Genomic DNA, 18,597 nt, shown 5'->3' on the forward strand with positions numbered 1-18,597 from the left:
CCCCCTTCTTCTCCGACTCAAGGTCCCTCCCCATGCCGCTCGATGCGCTCAACTCCCTCGGATTTGCCAAGCCGCCGGCCGAGACCCGCGTCGTCGTCGCCATGTCGGGCGGGGTCGACAGCTCCGTTGTCGCCGCCGAGCTGAAGGCGCAGGGCTATGATGTGGTGGGCGTCACGCTCCAGCTCTACGATCACGGCGCCGCGCTGGCCAAGAAGGGGGCCTGCTGCGCCGGGGTCGACATTCACGATGCCCGCCGCGTGGCCGAGACCATGGGCTTTCCCCATTACGTGCTGGACTACGAGAACATCTTCAAGGACGCGGTGATCGAGGAATTCGCCGAGAGCTACCTCGCCGGCGCCACGCCGGTGCCCTGCATCCGCTGCAACGAGCGGGTGAAGTTCAAAGACCTGCTGGAAACCGCCAAGGATCTCGACGCCGACTGCATGGCCACCGGGCATTACATCCAGCGCAAGATTGGCAGCGCCGGCCCCGAGCTGCACATGGCGGGCGATCCGAACCGCGATCAGAGTTACTTCCTGTTCTCGACCACGCCCGAGCAGCTCTCTTTCCTGCGCTTCCCGCTGGGCCACCTTGTCTCCAAGGAAGAAACCCGCGCGCTCGCCGCCAAGCATGGCCTCGCCGTTGCCGACAAGCCCGACAGCCAGGACATCTGCTTCGTACCGAACGGCAACTACGCCTCGGTGATCGAAAAGCTGCGCCCCGGCGCCGGCGAGCCGGGCGAGATCGTCGACATGGACGGCAACAAGCTGGCCGACCATAGGGGCGTGATCCACTACACCATCGGCCAACGCCGCGGCCTCGGCATCGGCGGCCTCTCGACCCCGCTCTACGTGGTCCGGCTGGACCCCGACGCGCGGCAGGTCGTCGTCGGCCCCAAGGAGGCACTGGCCAAACGCACCGTGCCCGTGCGCGAGATCAACTGGCTGGGGGATACCCCGCTGGCCCCGGGGCATGAGATCGAGATCCGCACCCGCATCCGCTCCACCCGCCCCCCGGCAGAAGCGGTGCTGCGGCCACTGGCCGACGGCACGGCGGAGGTGGACCTGCTGACCGCCGAAGAAGGCGTTTCACCTGGCCAAGCCTGCGTGTTCTACGCCCCTGAGGGCAGCCGGGTTCTCGGTGGCGGCTGGATCTGGCGCGGGGCCTGACCTTGCGGGCCTGAATTACCGAGCGGCGAGCCCGAGGTCACGCGCGGCCGCAGGTGATGCAACAGCCTGCGGCATCGCCACGCCCTCAAACAACTCTTCCACAAGGCACGCGATCAACTGCCCGCGGCTGTTGTAGCCCGACTTGCGATAGACCGCGTTCATCTGGCTCTTCACCGTCGAGGCGCTGGTGCCGCGCAGGCTGGCGATCTCGCCGTTGGAGAAGCCCTTCATTGCATAAACCGCCACGCTCTGCTCGCTCTCTGACAGGTCCCACTGGGCAAAGAGCTGTTGGAGGTGCTGCGAGAAGTTGCCCGAGGCCACGTCGACCTGCCGGTTCAGCTCGCTCACCCGCCGCTGGCTCCGCCGCAGGTAGAGGCCCGAGGCCATCAGCCCGATGATCAACCCGACCGAGGCCAGCAGCTGAATGACCTCCTGCCACTCATAGGGGATCGGCGCAGTGCGCAGGCCGAGGATCTCGCTCCAGAGGTCGCCGACGAAGAACAGCGCGCCGAGCGCCTGCAGCGCGAAGGCGGCATAAAGGCTCCCCCGCCCGGCATAGCGCACGATTTGCCGGCCGGAGCCGAGCAGCGGCACCGGGCCTTGCGCCCCGCCGCCGTCCATCGGGAAATCAGTTGCCAATGCTGACACCAACGCCGCCGACGCTCGCAGAGACACCGCCGCCACCCACGCTGGCCGAAACACCGCCGCTGCCGCCAACGCTGGCCGACACGCCACCTCCGCCCACGCTTGCGGAGACACCGTCATTGCCGCCCACGCCGACAGAAGCGCCGCCGCCGCCCGAGCCGCCGCCGGTATCCACATCCACCGTGCCACGGCCGGACTTGCGAGAACGCTTGGCAGTCACATCCTCGGCCCGCTTGCGGAACACCTTGAGGATCACGTCATGCTTGATCTCGCCGGTGGAACGGCTCACCACGATTTCGCGCAGGTGCACCTTGTTCTGGGCGATGATCTTCACCCGCCCGAGCATGGTGCTGGTCATCTTCACCACGCGATACCCATCGCCTTCGAGGTTCGCGATAACGTCGGTATAGCTCTGGCGCGCGAGGATTACGGACCCATCCGGCGCGGCCTTCACGCCACTGCGCCCGGCTTCGGCCGGCGCAACCCCGACCGCCCCGACAACGACAGTGGCCGCGAAGATCGCGGTGAACTTGGCAGATTTCCTGGTGGTCATGGCAGACACCTCCTGTTGATTCGACGCTGCGCTCGAAATGCGGCGAACCTGCGGTATTTGAATGAAATAAGATCGGCTTGGGGGCCTAAATACGGCCTCTCCACCCTGGGTATGATCGGTGAATTCAGGTGGTTTTTCGGCGCCTTAGCACCCGATAACACGTTAAATGCCTTAAAAACCGCTCATCCCTTGGGTGGAAGCGGGGGCCTTACCCCCATCGGCCAATTTTATCGTCCGCCGCATCGTGGCCCGATCATCTCATCAACCGCGGCACCGGCCTCCGCCCCGCCGCAGCCACCACAACCTGCACCCGCTGCAGCCCCTGAAGGAACCGAACCGATGACCAAGCTCTCCGCAATCGCCCGCCACCGCCGCGCCGCCGCCCTCTCAGCCCTCGCCGGCGCGGGAGAGAGCAACGTCATCCATGTCGACTTCCGCGCCCCCCGCATCCGCCCGGTGCTGCCGCCCGATCTCGGCATGCGCCCGGCGGCCTTGCGCTCCGCCCCCACCGTCACCGCCCTGCCGCTCGCAGCCTGAACCCCAACAAAGGAAACGCCCCAATGACCACCCTCGCAAACCTCGCCCGCGCCAACCGCAAATCCGCCCTGCTCGGCCTCGCCCGCCGCCGTGATGGCAATGTCCTAAAAGTGGCCTTCGGGCGTGATCGCACAGCTCCCGTGCCGGTGCTCGATTTCGGCGCCCGTCGCCGCGCCTATGCCCAAATGGCCGCCGAGGCGGTCTCCGAACTGCCGCCGATGCCCCGCACCGCGCGGCAGCCTGCGCTTCTTCTCGTTTCCAGCGCAGCCGAGCTGCCCAAGGCCGCCTGAGCCTTGCAGCTCCGGAAAGGCACGGCCTACGGCCCTGCCCTTCCTCCCGCTCTCCGCACCCCCGCGCTTTTCCGGTTCGGCCGGGGCCGGAGAGCGGGCCCTTCGGGGCCCTCACCGCACGCCGAACCCGAAAATCTCCACCTCCATCGCCACCACCACCCCCGGCAGCGTGCCTGCGGCCCGGTCGACCTCCAGCCGGAAGCTCTTGACCATCCGCCCTTGGCGCGGCGCGGTGTCTCCGCCGCGATACACCATCCTCCCGGCGCGCGAGCGGTCCCTGTCCGAGGTCCATGTTTCCAACAAGGGCTGCGCCCCGCGCACCAGTGCCGCCTCCAGCCCCTGCCCCCAGAACACCCCGTAGGCCTCGCAATAGAGCCGCACCTCCGCCCCGCCGGGCCATGGGCGCAAGCCGGGCTGGCGCAGCGCGATCAGCGCGCGGTGGCTGTCGTAGCCATGTTGGGTGCAGGTGAGAGTCAGCCCGTAGGGCGGCGTTGCCAACCCGCCCGGTGTCTGGATCACCGCGCTCCAGAACCACGGATCACCCTCCGTGGACGGGTCCGGGCCGAAGCCAGTGCGGCGACTGCCGGGCCATGCGGCTCCAATTTCCGCCAGAACCTCGCGTTCATCTCCAGCCGTCAGGTCAAGCAGCACGGCCAAGGCCCCCTCCGCCTCGGCTTCCTGCGCCGCACCGGGGCGCCCGTGGCCACACAGCGCCACGGCAAACGCCAGAATGCCCGCAAACATCATGGAGACCCGCCGACCCAACAGCATCCTCCCGTCACGAGATAAGGCTGCCAGTCTACGCCCGGAGGAGTTTTCTACAAAGCCCGTTGCGGTTGAGGACTGTTGTCAGCTTTCTGAAACCCGCCCCGTCGCGCGGAACCAGGCCACAAAACTGACCACGGTCACCCGATCTGCGCCAGCACCGATCGCGCCGCCCGCAGGCCGGGCGGCTCATCACCCCGGCCCAACCGGTCCATCGTGACCGCCATCGCCTCAAGCTGCGCGCCGGGCGCGGCCATCACGGCCTTCAACCCTTCGGCGATCTTGGCGGGTTTACACTCCGCGCCGATGAACTCGGGGATCGTGCGGCTCTCGGCCACGAGGTTTACCAGCGTCACCGTGTCGATCTTCAGCATCCGGCTGATGATCTGGCGGCTGAGCCAGTTCATATCGTAGGCGATCACCATCGGCAGGGCCGCTGCCGCCAGCTCCAGTGAAACCGTGCCCGAGGCCGCCAGCGCCACATCCGCCGCCGCAAATGCCGCCCGTTTCTCGGCCTGCGCTTCCTTGGCGGGCTTGCCGCGCGGGTCCACCAGCACCGGGGCGCCGGGCCAGCGCGCGGTCAGCTCCTGCACCAGCCCCGCCGTGGAGGCCACGCAGGGCACCACCACCCGCGTCTCAGGCCGGGCCGCCACCACCGGGCGCAACGCCTCACCAAAGATCGGGGCCAGCCGCCCAACCTCGCCACGCCGCGAGCCGGGCAGCGCCATCACCAGAGGCGCGTCGCCAATCCCATGCGCGGCCCTGAAGGCCAGCCCATCCGCCTCATTCGCCACCGGCTCCGAGACCACCGGATGCCCGACGAAATCGCAGCTCATGCCCGCCGCTTCCATGTAGGGCGGCTCGAACGGAAAGAGCGCGAGCACATGGTCGATAACCTGCGCCATCTTCTCGGCCCGCCCCGCCCGCCAGGCCCAAACCGTGGGGGCAACGTAATGGATGGTCTTCACCGTCGCCTCGGCCTTCACCCGCCGCGCCACCCGCAGGCAAAAGTCCGGCGAGTCGATGGTCACCAGCGCATCTGGCTGCCACGCCACCACCTCCGCCGCGCATTCCTTGATCCGCCGCATCAGGTGCCGGTACTTGGGCAGCACCTCGGCGATCCCCATCACCGAAAGCTCCTCCATCGGGAAGAGGCTCTCCAGCCCCTCGCCCTCCATGCCCGAGCCGCCAACGCCCCTGAACTCCACGCCCGGCGCAAGCGCCTTCAGCCCGCCCATCAGCGCGGCCCCCAGCCTGTCACCCGAAGGCTCGCCCGCGATCACGAAAATCCTCATTGGGCTTCCTTGGGCCGCACCCAGATGAACAGCCCCACCGCATCGGCCATCGCCACCACCGTTTCGAGGTCCAGCACCATGACGCCGCCCGCCTCCACCACGATGCCGCGCAACTCCGCCTCTGCCGCCAGCATCACCGTGGCCGGGCCGATCACGGGCAGGTCGGCCCGTCGGTCCTGCCCGGGCTTCGGCGCCTTGTAGAGCAACCCGCCCTCCGGCAGCGCCTTGTCCCGCTCCGGAAGCCGCGAGGGCTCAGAAGCGGTCAGGAACTCCTTCACATCCGCCACCCATTCCGAGGCCCGCTCGAAGAGGGTCGCGCCCTTCAGCAGCTCCTGCTCCTCGCGCCGCACCGCCTCTGGCACGCGCATCAGGCTGCGGATCATCCAGTCCGTCCCGCCCGCGGCCTCCACCGCCAGCACCTGACCGGAGGCCACCACGCAGGCCTGCCCAACATCGGCGGCCCCCATCGCCGCCACCACCGACTCGGCGCGCGTGGCATCGGCATGGTCGCCGGGCCCGGGCGTCGCCCCTGTCAGCACACCGCTGGCGGGCAGCAACTCGGGCGCAATCTCATGCGCTGCTTCCACCCGCAGGCCCGCTTCCTCGAAAATCGCCATGATCTCGCGCAGCGTGCCGTCGTCGCCCCGCTCCATCGCGCCCGCCAGCCGCACGATCAGCCCGTGCGTGGCCGGGTCCACCCGTGCGCGGTCGATACGCGGGCGCTTCACTGCCCCCGCAAGGCACACCGCCTCGCAGCCACCCTCGACCAGCCCTGCAATAAAACTCCCCAGCTCCTCCAGCCGAAACCGGGTGACAGGCCTGTCACCCACCTCCGGCTCGAAACCCTCGAGCGCGTAAAGCCTGTAGTCCCGGCCCACACGCTCCAGCGCGGCCACCAGCCGCGACGGCAACAGCCCCTGCCCCGCAATCAGCGCCAGCAAGGCCCTACTCCGGGGTCAGGAAAGAGCGGTCGCTCTCCCCGGTGACGAAATCCACGATCCGGCGCACATAGTCGCTCTCGGTCTCTTCGCCGAGCCGCCGGGCGCGATCCTGAAACGCCCCCTCGCCCTGCGCCAGCATCTGATAGGCCGCCCGGAGCGCGGTGATATCAGACCGTGCCACGCCCTTGCGCTTGAGGCCCACGAGGTTCAGCCCCTCTAGCCGCCCCCGACTGGCCTCGACGAGGCCATAGGGGATCACATCGCGGGTCACCATGCTGACCGCACCGATGATTGCACCCTGCCCGATCCGCACCCACTGGTGAATGCCCGAGAGGCCGCCGATGATGACGTCATCCTCGATCACGCAATGCCCGGCGATGGCCGCCGAATTGACGATCACCACCCGGCTGCCGACCTGCGCGTCATGCGCTACATGCGCGCCCGCCATGATCAGGCAATCATCGCCCACACGGGTCACGCCGCCACCGCCCTCGGTGCCGCAGTTGATCGTGACATGCTCGCGAATGCGGTTGCGCGCGCCGATTACCAGCTTGGTCTTCTCGCCGGCGAACTTCAGGTCCTGCGGGATCTCTCCGATGACCGCAAAGGAGAAAATCGTGCACTCCGGCCCGATCTCGGTGTTGCCGGTGATCACCGCATGGCTCTTGATCAGGCAGCCCTCGCCGATCACCGCCTCGGGGCCGATATAGGCGAAGGGGCCAACATCGACCCCCGCGCCAATCACCGCGCCCTCGTCGACGCAGGCGGTGGGGTGGATCGTGGCGGTCGAGGCGACGCTCATTTTGCCTCCGCAGGCATATCCATCATCGCGGTGAACTCGGCCTCGGCGGCCATCTCGCCTTCCACCTTCGCCTCGCCCTTGAACTTCCAGACCTTGCCGCCGGGCTTGCCGCGGGTCACCTGCACATGCAGCTCCAACACATCGCCGGGCACCACCTTGCGGCGAAACTTCACGCCCTCCATGCCCATGAAATACACGAGCATTCCCTTGTCTTGCAGCTCAAGGCTCGCACCCACCATCACGGCAGCTGTCTGCGCCAGCGCCTCGATGATCGTGACCCCCGGCATGATCGGCGCACCCGGAAAATGGCCCTGAAAATGCGGCTCGTTGAAGGTGACGTTTTTGATCCCGCAGGCGCTCTCGCAGAACTTCACGTCCCGCACCTTGTCGACCAGCAGAAACGGGTAGCGATGCGGAATGATCCGCTGGATCATCTCCAGATCTACGGTGTCCGGGGTCTCGCTCATGGTCTGTCCTTCCTGATCGTCACTCTGCCGGGGCAGTCTCTTCTTCTACCGGCTCCCCGGTCGAGAACGGAACTTCGTCCGTCTCTTGCGGGGCGTCCTCGGCCTCGTCGGCGGGAACCGCCAGCGTGCCGCCATCGCCCAATATCGCATCAACCCGCGCGCGCACCACATCCGTCACGTCCACATCGGCCACGGCGAGCAGGATTGCGCGGGAATCGAGTATCACCGAGGCACCGCGCTCTTCGAGCACCTCCCGAACCACCGGCCCGATCGCGGAGCTGAACACCTGCTGGCTGCGTTCCTGCCTGCGCTGCAGGCTGCGGGTCTTGGCCTCCTGCTCGGCGCGGATCTCCGTCACCTTTTCGTCAAAGGCATCGGCAAGGTCGCGAAAAGCGGCAGGCTCCATCGTCTCCCGCTGCGCGGTCAACTCGGCCTCCTCGGCCTCCAGCCCTTCCTGAATGCGGGCATTCTCGGCGATGAGCTCGCTGCGGGCCGTGTTCAACTCGCTTTGCAAACGCTGGCCAAACAACGTGGTCCTGAACAACCGTTCCTGATTGATCGTCAGCACCGAAGGCGCGGCCCGGCCCGTATCCTGTGCACAAACCGGCCCGACCAGAACCGCGCCGCAGAGCCCCGCCGCCGCCACGCCTGCCCGGAGCACCCGCCCCAGGCTATGTGAGCGGCGTGGCATCAGAACTCGGTGCGGATCGAAATATCGAAGCTGCGGGTCTTGTCGTAGTCCTGCTTCATGATCGCTTCGGAGAAGTTGAAGCGCAGCGGCCCGATCGGCGTATCCCAGAACACCGAGACACCGATGGCCGACCGCCAGTGCAGATCGTCGTCCACCTCAAAGGTGCCGTCCGGTCCGCCACCGGTGTTGTCGAGGCCCCAGACCGACCCGATGTCATAGAAGACACCGCCCGAGATGCCGTATTCCTCCGGCAGACCCAGCGGGAACTCGGCTTCGAGCCGCGCCACGAAGAAATAGTTACCGCCGAGCGCATCCTCGTTGGTCACGTTCAGGTCGCGCGGGCCAAGGCCGTTGGCCTCGAAGCCGCGCATCCGGCCGTTGAGGGTGAAACGGTCCAGCACGGTCGAGCCGCCCGAGGTGTAGTGCAGCGCACCGCCCTCAAGCTCGGCCCGCAGCGTGACCTCTTCGTTCCAGACCCGCGTCTGCGCCGTCATCGCCGCCGTCGTCTTGATGTACTGGTTCTCGCCGTCCAGCCCGCCAAAGTCCTGCCCGAAGGAGAAGCGGATCGCCGCATTCGGGTTCAGGCCGGTGATCCGGCTGTCGTAGATGTAGGTGTAGCCCACCGAGGCATCCCAGCGCTCGCCCTCTTCGGTCCGCAGGATGAAGGACGAGCCAGTATCGGCCCCACCGTCGCCCATGTCGATGCCGGAGAGCTCCTTGTAGTTCACAGCCGTGCGCAGCTGCATCCGGCTGCGCTCGCCGAGCGGAAACTCGAACAACGGGCGGATAAGGCCGATGGCCGAGTCGTAGCGCGAGTTCTCCGATTCCGTCTGACGGAAGCTTGCATCGAGGCCAAAGGTCACCTCGCGACCAAGGAAGGCCGGCTCGCGGAAGGCAAAGGTCACGCTCCGCGACGAGCTGGTCGTATCCACACCAAAGCTGAGCGACTGGCCCCGCCCGAGGAAGTTGCGCTCGGAGAAGTTGATGTTGAAGCCAAGCCCCGCGTCGGACCCGTAGGAGGCGCCAAAGCCCAGCGAGCCAGTGGAGGCTTCAACCACGTCAACGTCCACGATCACCTGATCTTCCGAGGAGCCCTGCCGCGCGTTCACATCCGCCGTCTCGAAGAAGCCGAGCGCCCGGATGCGCTCTGCCGCCTCGCGGATTTCACGCGGGTTGAACGGGTCGCCCTCGACCACGCGGAACTGGCGCCGCACCACCCGGTCCAGCGTCGAGGCGTTGCCCTCGATGTCGATCCGCTCCACAAAAATGCGGGGCCCCTTGCTGATCGCAAAGTTGATGTCCAGCGTCTGGGTCCGCTCGTTGCGGCTGATCTGCGGCTCGACCCGCAGAAAGTTGATCCCCTTCTGGGCGGCGAGCCGCTCCATCCGGTTGATGTTGGTTTCCACGATCTGCGGGTTGTAGACCCGGCCGCTGCGAATGCGCAGCGCGTTGCGGAACTCGTTGGCGTTGGCTTCCGCCATGCTGGAGGTCACCGTCACCCGCCCGATACGGAACTGCTGACCCTCCTGCACATTGAACGTCACCAGAAAGGCGTCGCGGTTGCGGGTGATCTCGGCAGTCGCGCTCTGAACGCGGAAGTCGATGTAACCCCGGCTCAGGTAGAAGTCGCGCAGCACCTGCTTGTCGAACTCGATCCGCTCTTCCACAAGCGTGTCACGCTGGATGAGCTGGCGGAACAGACCGGCCTGCTTGGTCTCCAGCGCGCCGCGCAAACGGCGGTCCGAGAACTTGCGGTTGCCGACAAAGCTGATGCGCTCGTTCTCCACCACGCGGCCTTCGCGCACCTCGAACACGAGGTCCACACGGTTGCCGCTGCGACGGATGACCTTGGGCGAGACCGTGGCCGCAACCCGGCCCTGAACCCGGTAAAGCTCAGTCAGCGCAGCCGCATCCGCCTCGACCTGGCTGGGCTGGAACACCCGGCGCGACTGGCTGCGGATCGCGGCGGCCATGTCCTCATCCTTCAACCTCCGGTTGCCCTCGAAGGCAATGCGGTTGATCGTCGGGTATTCCCGAACATTGATGACAAGCGTGCCGCCCCGCGGGATCACCTCAACTGTCTCGAAAAGACCGGAGGCGAGGATGTTCTGATAGGCGTCGTTGATCTGGCCCGCGCTCACCGTTTCACCGCGAGCGATTCCGGCGTAGGAGACGATAGTGGCCGCATCAACCCGCTGGTTGCCGTTCACCTCGACCCGGCTGAAGCTGAACGATTGCGCTGCCACCGGGCTCGGCGCCACGGTGCAAGCTACTGCAAACGTTGTGAAAATAACCAGCGCGATGCGGTGCATCAGCCCCTTCGCCGCGCCCAGTTCTGCGCCGGTCTCGCGTGCTCGCAACATGCCCTCAGCCCCCAGTTTTTACCGCCTTTTGTTATCCAACTTCACTAGCGGGTTCTGGGGATGGTGTCAAAGCGCCGAAAGGCGCCCGAAGGCGCCTTTTTCATTTGCCTGTCTGTCAGGCCACATCAGTGGAAGAGCGAGCCGATCCATGCGCCGCCGCCAAGGGCGGTTGCGATCGTGGCCACATAGAGCAGTCGGTCCGAGTTGAGGCGGACGATCAGGCTCAGGCTCTGGTATCCTTCAGTCATCGTTTGCATGGGCGTTTGCCTTGCGTCTCCGGTTCTGGTTCGCCCAAAGTTCTAGACGCCGACTATGGCGCGAATTTGGCCGCCCGACCGGAGATTGTGGCAAGATTGGGGCACGGCCCTCAGGCCGCCCCTGCCCTCACTCGAAGAGGCCGCGCAGCTTCCAGAACAGCCCGCCCTCGCAGAACAGGTCATTGCCGAGCGCAAAGACCATCAGGCTCAGGATCAGCGTCAGCCCGATCATCATCAGCACGTTCAGCGCCTTCTCGGGCGGAGGCTTGCCGCTGACCGCCTCCCAGGCGTGAAACACAAGGTGCCCACCATCCAGCACCGGGATCGGGAAGAGGTTCAACAAGCCCACCGCAGTCGAAAGCACCGCAACGAACCAGATAAAGCTCTGGCTGCCCTGGCTCGCCATCTGCCCGGCGGTGGTGGCAATCTTCAGCGGCCCACTCAGGTTGCAGCTCGAAATGCCCCCGGTGATCATGTTGTAGAGCCCGGAGATCGAACTGGTCACGATGAACCACGTCTGCCGCACGCCATATTCCACGGCCTCCAGCGCACCCAGCCGCACCGTTGCAGGTTCAAAGGCCAGCCCGCCGTTGATCCCGATCAGGTAACGCTTCTCAAAGCTGCCATCGGGCATCGGCACGTCGGTTTCGCGCGGCTTGAGGGTGAACTCCTCGCGGCTGCCCTCGCGCCACACGTCCAGCTCCACCGGTTCACCGCCGCCGCTGGAGATCACATCCTGCAGCTGCCGGAACGCGGTGATCGGCGCACCGTCGATCCCGACGATCACATCCCCCACCTGAAGCCCCGCATCGATCGCCGCCGAGTTGGGCGACACCGAAGAGACCAACGCCGGAAACGGGGTCGTCCCCTCCAGCTCCAACTCCTCGCCGCCGCGCTCCACGCGGTAAATCACCGGCTGGCTCAGATCCAGATCGCGGCTCGCCTCGTAGACGCTGCCCAGATCGGTGATCTCGGCCCCGCCGATGGAGAGGATCACATCACCCTGCTCCAGCACCCGCACTTCTTGCGGCAGCGGCTCCAGCGCGCCCACCTGCACCGGCTCGCTCGCCACGCCGCGGATCAGCGAGATCGCCCCGAAGACGATGAAACTGAGGATAAAGTTGAACACAGGACCGGCCGCCACCGTGGCCGCACGCGCCCAGAGCGGCGCGCCCGGCATGGTGCGGCGCTTCTCGGCCTCGCTCAACCCCGCCATCGCCTCGCCATCCACGCCCGCCGAGGCGGCATTGGCATCGCCCATGAACTTCACATAGCCGCCAAAGGGCAGCGCGGCGACCTGCCACTCGGTGCCATGCTTGTCTGTCCGGCTGTAGAGCACCTTGCCAAACCCGAGGCTGAACACCTCGGCATGGATTCCGCACCAGCGGCCCACGATGTAATGGCCGTACTCATGCACCGCCACGATGATCGAAAGCGCCACCACGAAGGCCACGACATAACCTGCCGTGCCTCCCAGAATCCCGAAAAATTCCATGCCTAGCCCGTTGCCTCTTTTGTCTTTGCCATGGCCTCGCGGGCCAGTTCTCGTGCCATCTGGTCAGCTTGCAGCACGTTATCAAGGGTCATCATGTCATTGTTAAGGCCGGTTTGCGAGGCCATCCGGCCCATCACCTGCTCCACGACCTGCGCCATTTCGGCAAAGCCGATGGTGCGCGCGATGAACCCGTCCAGCGCCGCCTCCTTGGCCGCGTTGAAGACCGCGCCCATCAGCCCGCCCGCCCGCATCACCTCCCACGCGAGGCCGAGCGCCGGGTAGCGGGCCGGGTCGGGTGCGGCAAAGTCGAGCCGCCCCAGCGCGGCAAGGTCGAGCCGCTCCACCGGCAGCTCGGCCCGCTCCGGCCAGTTCAGCGCGTAGCCGATGGCGTGGCGCATGTCGGGCGCGCCCAGATGCGCCATCATCGCCCCGTCCCGAAAGCCCACCAGCGCATGCACCGCGCTCTGCGGGTGGATCAGCACCTCGATCTGCTCAGGCTCCAGCTCAAAGAACTCATGCGCCTCAATGACTTCCAGCGCCTTGTTGAACATGGAGGCCGAGTCGATGGTGATCCGCTGGCCCATGTCCCAGTTCGGGTGGGTGGCCGCCTCTTCGGGCGTGGCGCGGGCGATCTTCTCCAGCGGCCAGTCGCGGAACGCGCCGCCGCTCGCGGTGATCACCACCCGCTCCACCGCAGCCATCTCCTCGCCCACCAAGGCCTGAAACACCGCCGAATGTTCGCTGTCCACCGGCAGCACCGTGGCCCCCGAGTTGCGCGCTGTCTCCATCAGCAGCGGCCCGGCGCAAACGAGGCTCTCCTTGTTGGCCAGCGCCAGCGTGGACCCGGCCTGCACCGCCGCGAGGCTGGGCTGCAAGCCCGCCGCCCCGACGATGCCGTTCAGCACCAGGTCCGCAGGCCGTGACGCCGCCTGCGCCACCGCATCCGGCCCCGCCGCAACCTCCACGCCACTGCCTTCAAGCCGCGCTGCAAGCTCTTCGTAACATTCGGGAAAACAGGTCACCGCCAGCGCCGCACCGGTCTCTACCGCTTGCTCCGCCAGCCGCGCCACGTTGCGCCCGCCGGTCAGCGCCTCCACCTCGAACCCGCCGCGCCCGATCAGGTCAATCGCGCTCTCGCCGATGGAGCCGGTCGCGCCAAGCAGGCTGACCCGCTTCAAATCCGCACCTCGGGCACGTCAACGATGAGCGCCACGAGCAGCATCAGCAGCGACGCACCAAGCAACCCGTCGAACCGGTCGAACAGCCCGCCGTGGCCGGGGATCAGCGAAGAGCTGTCCTTCACCCCCATCCGCCGTTTCAGCGCCGATTCCGCGATGTCGCCCATCTGGCTGGCAAAGGCGAGCACCGCCGAAATCCAGATCAGGTCACGTCCGGCGTTGGTGAAGGTCAAAAACAGCGCGCCCACGCAGGCAGCGCCGACCCAGCCCGCCACCGTGCCAGACCATGTCTTCTTCGGGCTGACCGCCGGCCAGAACTTCGGCCCGCCAAGCATCCGTCCGGCAAAATAGCCTGCCACATCCGTCACCACGACCACGAAGACCAGCCAGAACAGCCATGTGCCGCCATAGACATCGCGGAAGCTTACCAGCCCCCACCCCGCCGTCATGATGCCGAGCGCAAACAGGAAGAACGTCAGCCGCTCGCGCGGCATCATCAGGGCGCCCACAATGGCAGGGGCAAAGAGCAGCAGCAGTGCCCAGTTCGCCTCATGCGCCAGCAGGCCCGAGAGCACCGAGGCGGTGATGGCCGCCAGCAGCATCGCGCTTTCGCCCTCCCGCTTGATCATGCTGGCCAGCTCCCAGATCATGACCGCGGTCACGAACACCGCCAGCATCTGAAACCAGATGCCCCCGGCCCTTATGCCTGCCACGCCGACAACCACCATCACCGCGCCTGCGATCACCCGCGGCGCCAGATCGTCCCACTTTCCACTCATGCCTTCACGGCTCCAAATCGCCTGTCCCGAGAGGCGAAGCCCCGGGTGATCTCTGCAAAGCACTCCGCCGAGAAGTCCGGCCAGAGCGTGTCGATGAACTCGTATTCCGCATAGGCTGATTGCCAGAGCAGAAAGTTGCTGATCCGCGCCTCGCCGCTGGTGCGGATCACCAAGTCGGGGTCGGGCAGCATGCAAGTGTCCAGAAAGCGGCCTAGGGTTTCAGCATCCACATCCTCGGGCCTCAGCCGCCCCTCGGCCACCTCCACCGCCATGCGCTGGGTCGCGCGGGTCACCTCGTCGCGGCCCCCGTAGTTGAGCGCAATGGTCAGATGCACCTTCTCGTTGCCCGCCGTCAGCGCCTCCAGCTCGTCCATCAGCGCGACCAGCTTGGCATCCAGCTTCACCCGGTCGCCGATGAACCGCACCCGCACGCCCTTGGCCAGCAGGCGCTGCGCCTCCTTGGTGATGTAGCGCCGGAACAGCAGCATCAGCCCGGCCACCTCGGCCTGCGTCCGCTTCCAGTTTTCGGTCGAAAAGGCAAAGATCGTCAGATACTTGACGCCCAGATCAGGGCAGGCCTCGACGATCTCGCGCACCCGCTTGGCGCCCGCCTGATGGCCAAAGAGCCTTGGCCGGCCCCGGCGCGTTGCCCATCGGCCGTTGCCATCCATGATGATGGCCACGTGCCGCGGTGCCGCCCCTTCGCTCGCCTCTGTCGCCATACTGCCGGCCTCCTCGCCGTGTTGCCCGTTCTGGGCACCGGCACTGCCGTCTTTAGCGCGGCAGGGCGGCCATTGCCAGAATGTCCCGGCGGCCGCCCGGATTTGCTGCGGGTCTGCGCGGCAGGCCGAGCCCGGCTCCAGCCCTACGCGCATCGCGTTGCAATCGGGTTACCAGATCCCTTTCACAGGTTCAGACCTGCATGATCTCGCCCTGCTTGGCCTCCAGCGCCCCGTCGATCTTCTTGATGTGGGCGTCGGTCATCTCCTGCACCGACTGCTCCCAGAATTTCTGGTCATCCTCGGCCAGCTTGTCGGCCTTCTTGATCTGCTGCATCCCGTCCTGACGGACGTTGCGCACGGCGACCCGGGCGTTCTCGGCATATTGCGCCGCCACCTTGGTCAGCTCCTTGCGGCGCTCTTCGTTCAGCTCGGGGATCGGCAGCATGATGATGGTGCCGTTCATCTGCGGGTTGATGCCCAGCCCGGAATTCCGGATCGCCTTTTCAACCGCGTTCACCAAGCCCTTGTCCCAGACATTGATCGTCACCATCCGCGGCTCGGGCACGTTGACCGTGCCGACCTGGTTGATCGGGGTCATCTGGCCATAGGCCTCCACCTGCACCGGCTCCAGCATGCTGGCACTGGCACGGCCCGTCCGCAGGCTCGCAAACTCCGTCCGCAGGTTGGCGATGGCGCCATCCATCCGGCGCTCCAGATCGTCGGTATCCAGCTCGAATTCGTCAGACATCAGCTCGTCCTCTTCTCAATCTGCCCGCGCTTCTATGCCAGCGCGCTTTGCATTTCCAGCGCCGTAGGGTTGGTGCAACCCACCATTTGCCCCAGCACGGGCGATCCCTCAGCCCTTCACCATCGTATAGGTGCCTTCGCCCGCCAGAATGCTGGTGAAGCCCCCCGGCTCGTCGAGGCTGAACACGATAATCGGCAGCATGTTGTCCCGCGCGAGCGCGATGGCGGAGGCATCCATCACCTTGAGGTTCTTCATCAGCACCTCGTCGTAGCTCACCTTGTCGTAGCGCTTGGCCTCGGGGTGCAGCTTTGGGTCCATGTCATAGATCCCGTCCACCTTGGTGCCCTTAAAGATCGCCTCGCAGGCCATCTCGTTGGCCCGCAGCGTCGCCGCGGTGTCGGTGGTGAAATAAGGGTTACCCGTTCCGGCGGCAAAGATGCACACCCGCTTCTTCTCGAGGTGGCGCACCGCGCGGCGGCGGATGTAGGGCTCGCAAACCTGATCCATCGGGATCGCGCTGATCACCCGGGTGTGGATGCCGAGCGATTCCAGCGCCCCCTGCATCGCCAGCGCGTTCATTACCGTGGCCAGCATCCCCATGTAGTCGGCCGTGGTCCGCTCCATCCCCTGCGCGGCGCCCGCAAGCCCGCGAAAGATGTTGCCGCCGCCGATGACCATGCAGATCTCGACGCCCAGATCGCTGACGCTCTTCACCTCGCGGGCAATGCGCTCCACCGTGGGAGGATGCAGGCCAAAGCCCTGATCGCCCATGAGCGCCTCGCCGGAAATTTTCAGCAGAACCCGCCGATACTTCGTTGCCGCCCCATCTCCGATTGCATCCATCATCGCGCTCTCCCCGGGGCCACTTGCATCTGGCGCGCAAAATGTCGGAATTTGCGGGCGGGTTCAACGGCGGATGTGTGCAGGCGACATGATAGACTGGAAATCGCTGGATGCCGACCGCCCCGTGCTCATCGCCGGGCCCACGGCATCAGGCAAATCCGCCCTCGCGCTCGAGGTGGCCGCACGCTCCGGCGGGGTGGTGGTGAACGCAGATGCGCTTCAGGTCTTCGCCAACTGGCGCGTGCTCACCGCTCGCCCCTCGGCGGAAGAAGAGGCCGCCGCCCCGCACGCGCTCTATGGCCATGTGCCCGGCGATACCGCCTATTCCGTTGGCCATTGGCTGCGCGATATCGCCCCTCTGCTCACCGGCGGCGCCCGCCCGATCATCGTGGGCGGCACCGGCCTCTACTTCACCGCGCTCACCGAAGGGCTGGCCGAGATCCCCGAGGTGCCGCCCGAGGTCCGCGCCGAGGCCGATGCCCTGCCCCTCGCTGCCCTGCTCGCCGCGCTGGACGAAGAGCAGCGCAGCCGGATCGATTGCGCCAACCGCGCCCGCGTCCAACGCGCATGGGAGGTGCTCCGCGCCACCGGCAAGCCGCTCTGGCGCTGGCAGGATGAAACCCCGCCGCCGCTCCTGCCGCTCTCCAACGCCCAGCCCTTCCTCGTCGATGCCCCAAAGGAGTGGCTCACCCCCCGCATCGCCCGCCGCTTCGACCTGATGCTGGAGGCCGGCGCACTGAACGAGGCCCGGGCGAATCTGCCCCACTGGTCCCCCACCCTGCCCTCCGCCAAAGCCATCGGCGCGCCGGAGTTGATCGCCCACCTGCGCGGCAAGATGAGTCTCTCCGAGGCCGCCGAGCGTGCCAAAATTTCAACACGGCAGTACGCAAAACGGCAGCGCTCATGGTTTCGGGCGCGGATGCAGGCCTGGCAAACCGTCTCCGCCAGCGCGCTCTGACCGCAGCATCTTGGGGCCACGCTCAACGCCCCTCCCAGATATCGCCCCCAACCCTCGATTGCGCCGATTTCCTCAACAATCCGGCGCAATGGGCCCCATTTGCACATTTCCAACATAACCCTTGAAAGCGCCCCCGCGCCTCGGCAATCATCCCGCCATCTGCCCGCCTTCCGCTCACCATAGTCTCGCCATTTTCAGCCATTTCGCCGTTTCAGGACCTGCTGCCGCCATGCTGCCTCGCACCACCCACCGCCCCGTGACCGGACCGCTCACCCCGGCGCCGCCCAAGGCCCCGATTGAACTCGTGCCGCTCGCCCGGCTGGCGACGGGCGGCAAGTGGCGCACCGAGGCGATGCGCAGCTACCGCACCCCGCTGATGCTCTGGTTCACCCGCGGTCAGGGCCGCATCACCGTGGCTGGCCTCACCCGTGGCTACGGCGCCCATAACGCCATCTTCATCCCGCCCCGCACCATGTTCGGCTTCGAGGTGACGGCGCAGGTCTATGGCACCGCCGTCTTCTTCAACGAGAACTCCGGCATCGAGCTGCCCGCCGCGCCCTGCCACCTGCGGGTGCGCGATGCGCTGGCCCAGGGCGAGGTCACCACCCTGCTCGAGTCGATGCAGCGCGAGATCGACGGCACCCGCCCGGCCCGCGACAAGGCCCTCACCCACCACGGCGGCCTGCTCTCTGTCTGGATCGAGCGCCAGCACGCGGGCGCACAGGACACCGCCGCCGATACCGCCTCGCGCCGTCTGGCCCAGCGGTTCACCGATGCGGTCGAGCGCGGGCTCTACACCGGCCAGTCGGTCTCGGAGTATGCCGAAACCCTCGGCGTCACCTCCACCCACCTCTCCCGCGCCTGCCGCCAAAGCTGCGGCCGTCCAGCCTCTGCGATCCTTGCCGACCGTCTGGGCTACGAGGCCCGCCGCCTGCTGGTCGAAACCGACATGCCGGTGCGCCGCGTTTCCGAGATGCTGGGCTACCGCTCCTCGGCCTACTTCTCCCGCGTCTTCCACGAGCGTACCGGCCAGACCCCAACCGCCTTCCGCGCGGCGCGCAAAGCCTGACCTTGGGGCAGCCGCGATCCCCTGCTCGCG

The 18,597-nt window shown here is 66.7% G+C and carries 21 protein-coding genes; 5 read left to right on the forward strand and 16 right to left on the reverse strand.

Annotated elements, in window-relative coordinates:
- Positions 1-32 precede the first annotated feature (32 nt).
- On the forward strand, positions 33-1,169 hold the full coding sequence (gene mnmA, locus KUV38_RS06945; protein WP_222469346.1) for a tRNA 2-thiouridine(34) synthase MnmA: 1,137 nt from the start codon (positions 33-35) through the stop codon (positions 1,167-1,169).
- A gap of 15 nt (positions 1,170-1,184) precedes the next feature.
- On the opposite strand, the gene KUV38_RS06950 is transcribed toward mnmA, so the two are convergent.
- Together KUV38_RS06950 and KUV38_RS06955 are read right to left on the reverse strand one after the other, a co-directional pair.
- A complete protein-coding gene (locus KUV38_RS06950) occupies positions 1,185-1,808 on the reverse strand; it encodes a helix-turn-helix transcriptional regulator (protein WP_222469347.1) in 624 nt (207 codons plus the stop codon).
- A complete protein-coding gene (locus KUV38_RS06955) occupies positions 1,798-2,367 on the reverse strand; it encodes a hypothetical protein (protein ID WP_222469348.1) in 570 nt (189 codons plus the stop codon). Before KUV38_RS06955 ends, KUV38_RS06950 begins: the two co-directional genes overlap by 11 nt.
- A gap of 339 nt (positions 2,368-2,706) precedes the next feature.
- On the opposite strand from KUV38_RS06955, the gene KUV38_RS06960 reads away from it, so the two are divergent.
- Together KUV38_RS06960 and KUV38_RS06965 are read left to right on the forward strand one after the other, a co-directional pair.
- Positions 2,707-2,904, forward strand: a complete 198-nt coding sequence (locus tag KUV38_RS06960) for a hypothetical protein (protein ID WP_222469349.1) — start codon at positions 2,707-2,709, stop codon at positions 2,902-2,904.
- 23 nt (positions 2,905-2,927) lie between these two features.
- Complete coding sequence (locus KUV38_RS06965) at positions 2,928-3,194, forward strand: hypothetical protein (protein ID WP_222469350.1); 267 nt, start codon at positions 2,928-2,930, stop codon at positions 3,192-3,194.
- A gap of 111 nt (positions 3,195-3,305) precedes the next feature.
- Here the strand turns inward: KUV38_RS06965 and KUV38_RS06970 are convergent, their stop codons facing one another.
- From KUV38_RS06970 to pyrH, 14 genes are all read right to left on the reverse strand, one after another.
- Positions 3,306-3,941: a hypothetical protein gene (locus KUV38_RS06970; RefSeq protein WP_222469351.1), complete on the reverse strand. Its 636-nt coding sequence runs from the start codon at positions 3,939-3,941 to the stop codon at positions 3,306-3,308.
- A gap of 158 nt (positions 3,942-4,099) precedes the next feature.
- A complete protein-coding gene (gene lpxB / locus KUV38_RS06975; protein WP_222469352.1) occupies positions 4,100-5,254 on the reverse strand; it encodes a lipid-A-disaccharide synthase in 1,155 nt (384 codons plus the stop codon).
- Positions 5,251-6,195, reverse strand: coding sequence for an LpxI family protein (locus KUV38_RS06980; RefSeq protein ID WP_222469353.1), 945 nt, complete (start codon positions 6,193-6,195; stop codon positions 5,251-5,253). The genes lpxB and KUV38_RS06980 overlap by 4 nt, the downstream gene beginning before the upstream one ends.
- Positions 6,196-6,199: 4 nt before the next feature.
- A complete protein-coding gene (gene lpxA / locus KUV38_RS06985) occupies positions 6,200-6,997 on the reverse strand; it encodes an acyl-ACP--UDP-N-acetylglucosamine O-acyltransferase (RefSeq protein ID WP_222469354.1) in 798 nt (265 codons plus the stop codon).
- Positions 6,994-7,464, reverse strand: a complete 471-nt coding sequence (gene fabZ, locus KUV38_RS06990) for a 3-hydroxyacyl-ACP dehydratase FabZ (protein ID WP_222469355.1) — start codon at positions 7,462-7,464, stop codon at positions 6,994-6,996. Before fabZ ends, lpxA begins: the two co-directional genes overlap by 4 nt.
- A 19-nt stretch (positions 7,465-7,483) precedes the next feature.
- Positions 7,484-8,155 (reverse strand): OmpH family outer membrane protein, encoded by a 672-nt coding sequence (locus KUV38_RS06995; protein WP_222469356.1) that lies wholly within the window; start codon positions 8,153-8,155, stop codon positions 7,484-7,486.
- Positions 8,155-10,518 carry an outer membrane protein assembly factor BamA gene (gene bamA / locus KUV38_RS07000; protein WP_261384570.1) on the reverse strand — a complete coding sequence of 788 codons (2,364 nt, stop codon included), beginning with the start codon at positions 10,516-10,518 and terminating at the stop codon, positions 8,155-8,157. Before bamA ends, KUV38_RS06995 begins: the two co-directional genes overlap by 1 nt.
- Before the next feature lie 125 nt (positions 10,519-10,643).
- A complete protein-coding gene (locus KUV38_RS20875; protein ID WP_261385386.1) occupies positions 10,644-10,766 on the reverse strand; it encodes a hypothetical protein in 123 nt (40 codons plus the stop codon).
- Between the two features lie 136 nt (positions 10,767-10,902).
- Positions 10,903-12,270, reverse strand: coding sequence for an RIP metalloprotease RseP (gene rseP / locus KUV38_RS07005; RefSeq protein WP_222469357.1), 1,368 nt, complete (start codon positions 12,268-12,270; stop codon positions 10,903-10,905).
- Between the two features lie 2 nt (positions 12,271-12,272).
- The gene (gene dxr / locus KUV38_RS07010) at positions 12,273-13,448 is read right to left on the reverse strand and encodes a 1-deoxy-D-xylulose-5-phosphate reductoisomerase (RefSeq protein ID WP_222469358.1); all 1,176 of its coding nucleotides are present in this window, start codon (positions 13,446-13,448) and stop codon (positions 12,273-12,275) included.
- Positions 13,445-14,227: a phosphatidate cytidylyltransferase gene (locus tag KUV38_RS07015; RefSeq protein WP_222469359.1), complete on the reverse strand. Its 783-nt coding sequence runs from the start codon at positions 14,225-14,227 to the stop codon at positions 13,445-13,447. The genes dxr and KUV38_RS07015 overlap by 4 nt, the downstream gene beginning before the upstream one ends.
- Entirely contained in the window at positions 14,224-14,949 is a 726-nt protein-coding gene (uppS, locus tag KUV38_RS07020; RefSeq protein ID WP_222469360.1) for a polyprenyl diphosphate synthase, read from the reverse strand. The genes KUV38_RS07015 and uppS overlap by 4 nt, the downstream gene beginning before the upstream one ends.
- A gap of 190 nt (positions 14,950-15,139) precedes the next feature.
- Positions 15,140-15,697, reverse strand: a complete 558-nt coding sequence (frr, locus tag KUV38_RS07025) for a ribosome recycling factor (RefSeq protein WP_222469361.1) — start codon at positions 15,695-15,697, stop codon at positions 15,140-15,142.
- Between the two features lie 108 nt (positions 15,698-15,805).
- Complete coding sequence (gene pyrH / locus KUV38_RS07030; protein ID WP_410000850.1) at positions 15,806-16,543, reverse strand: UMP kinase; 738 nt, start codon at positions 16,541-16,543, stop codon at positions 15,806-15,808.
- Positions 16,544-16,628: 85 nt separating this feature from the next.
- Here pyrH and miaA point away from each other — a divergent pair, with 85 nt between their 5' ends.
- Both miaA and KUV38_RS07040 read left to right on the forward strand, forming a co-directional pair.
- The gene (miaA, locus tag KUV38_RS07035) at positions 16,629-17,498 is read left to right on the forward strand and encodes a tRNA (adenosine(37)-N6)-dimethylallyltransferase MiaA (protein WP_222469362.1); all 870 of its coding nucleotides are present in this window, start codon (positions 16,629-16,631) and stop codon (positions 17,496-17,498) included.
- 229 nt (positions 17,499-17,727) lie between these two features.
- A complete protein-coding gene (locus KUV38_RS07040; protein WP_222469363.1) occupies positions 17,728-18,567 on the forward strand; it encodes a helix-turn-helix domain-containing protein in 840 nt (279 codons plus the stop codon).
- The last annotated feature ends 30 nt before the right edge of the window (positions 18,568-18,597 follow it).

This window comes from Vannielia litorea (assembly GCF_019801175.1).
Classification (GTDB): Bacteria; Pseudomonadota; Alphaproteobacteria; order Rhodobacterales; family Rhodobacteraceae; genus Vannielia; species Vannielia litorea_B.

What these genes read in the sequence shown, in the direction of transcription:
- KUV38_RS07015 (WP_222469359.1), bottom strand. Translation starts at nt 14,227, where the DNA reads ATGAGTGGAAAGTGGGACGATCTGGCGCCGCGGGTGATCGCAGGCGCG.
- KUV38_RS06960 (WP_222469349.1), top strand. Translation starts at nt 2,707, where the DNA reads ATGACCAAGCTCTCCGCAATCGCCCGCCACCGCCGCGCCGCCGCCCTC.
- frr (WP_222469361.1), bottom strand. Translation starts at nt 15,697, where the DNA reads ATGTCTGACGAATTCGAGCTGGATACCGACGATCTGGAGCGCCGGATG.
- lpxB (WP_222469352.1), bottom strand. Translation starts at nt 5,254, where the DNA reads ATGAGGATTTTCGTGATCGCGGGCGAGCCTTCGGGTGACAGGCTGGGG.
- fabZ (WP_222469355.1), bottom strand. Translation starts at nt 7,464, where the DNA reads ATGAGCGAGACCCCGGACACCGTAGATCTGGAGATGATCCAGCGGATC.
- rseP (WP_222469357.1), bottom strand. Translation starts at nt 12,270, where the DNA reads ATGGAATTTTTCGGGATTCTGGGAGGCACGGCAGGTTATGTCGTGGCC.
- lpxA (WP_222469354.1), bottom strand. Translation starts at nt 6,997, where the DNA reads ATGAGCGTCGCCTCGACCGCCACGATCCACCCCACCGCCTGCGTCGAC.
- KUV38_RS06955 (WP_222469348.1), bottom strand. Translation starts at nt 2,367, where the DNA reads ATGACCACCAGGAAATCTGCCAAGTTCACCGCGATCTTCGCGGCCACT.
- uppS (WP_222469360.1), bottom strand. Translation starts at nt 14,949, where the DNA reads ATGGCGACAGAGGCGAGCGAAGGGGCGGCACCGCGGCACGTGGCCATC.
- KUV38_RS06965 (WP_222469350.1), top strand. Translation starts at nt 2,928, where the DNA reads ATGACCACCCTCGCAAACCTCGCCCGCGCCAACCGCAAATCCGCCCTG.
- mnmA (WP_222469346.1), top strand. Translation starts at nt 33, where the DNA reads ATGCCGCTCGATGCGCTCAACTCCCTCGGATTTGCCAAGCCGCCGGCC.
- pyrH (WP_410000850.1), bottom strand. Translation starts at nt 16,543, where the DNA reads ATGATGGATGCAATCGGAGATGGGGCGGCAACGAAGTATCGGCGGGTT.
- KUV38_RS20875 (WP_261385386.1), bottom strand. Translation starts at nt 10,766, where the DNA reads ATGACTGAAGGATACCAGAGCCTGAGCCTGATCGTCCGCCTCAACTCG.
- miaA (WP_222469362.1), top strand. Translation starts at nt 16,629, where the DNA reads ATGATAGACTGGAAATCGCTGGATGCCGACCGCCCCGTGCTCATCGCC.
- KUV38_RS06995 (WP_222469356.1), bottom strand. Translation starts at nt 8,155, where the DNA reads ATGCCACGCCGCTCACATAGCCTGGGGCGGGTGCTCCGGGCAGGCGTG.
- KUV38_RS07040 (WP_222469363.1), top strand. Translation starts at nt 17,728, where the DNA reads ATGCTGCCTCGCACCACCCACCGCCCCGTGACCGGACCGCTCACCCCG.
- bamA (WP_261384570.1), bottom strand. Translation starts at nt 10,518, where the DNA reads ATGTTGCGAGCACGCGAGACCGGCGCAGAACTGGGCGCGGCGAAGGGG.
- KUV38_RS06970 (WP_222469351.1), bottom strand. Translation starts at nt 3,941, where the DNA reads ATGATGTTTGCGGGCATTCTGGCGTTTGCCGTGGCGCTGTGTGGCCAC.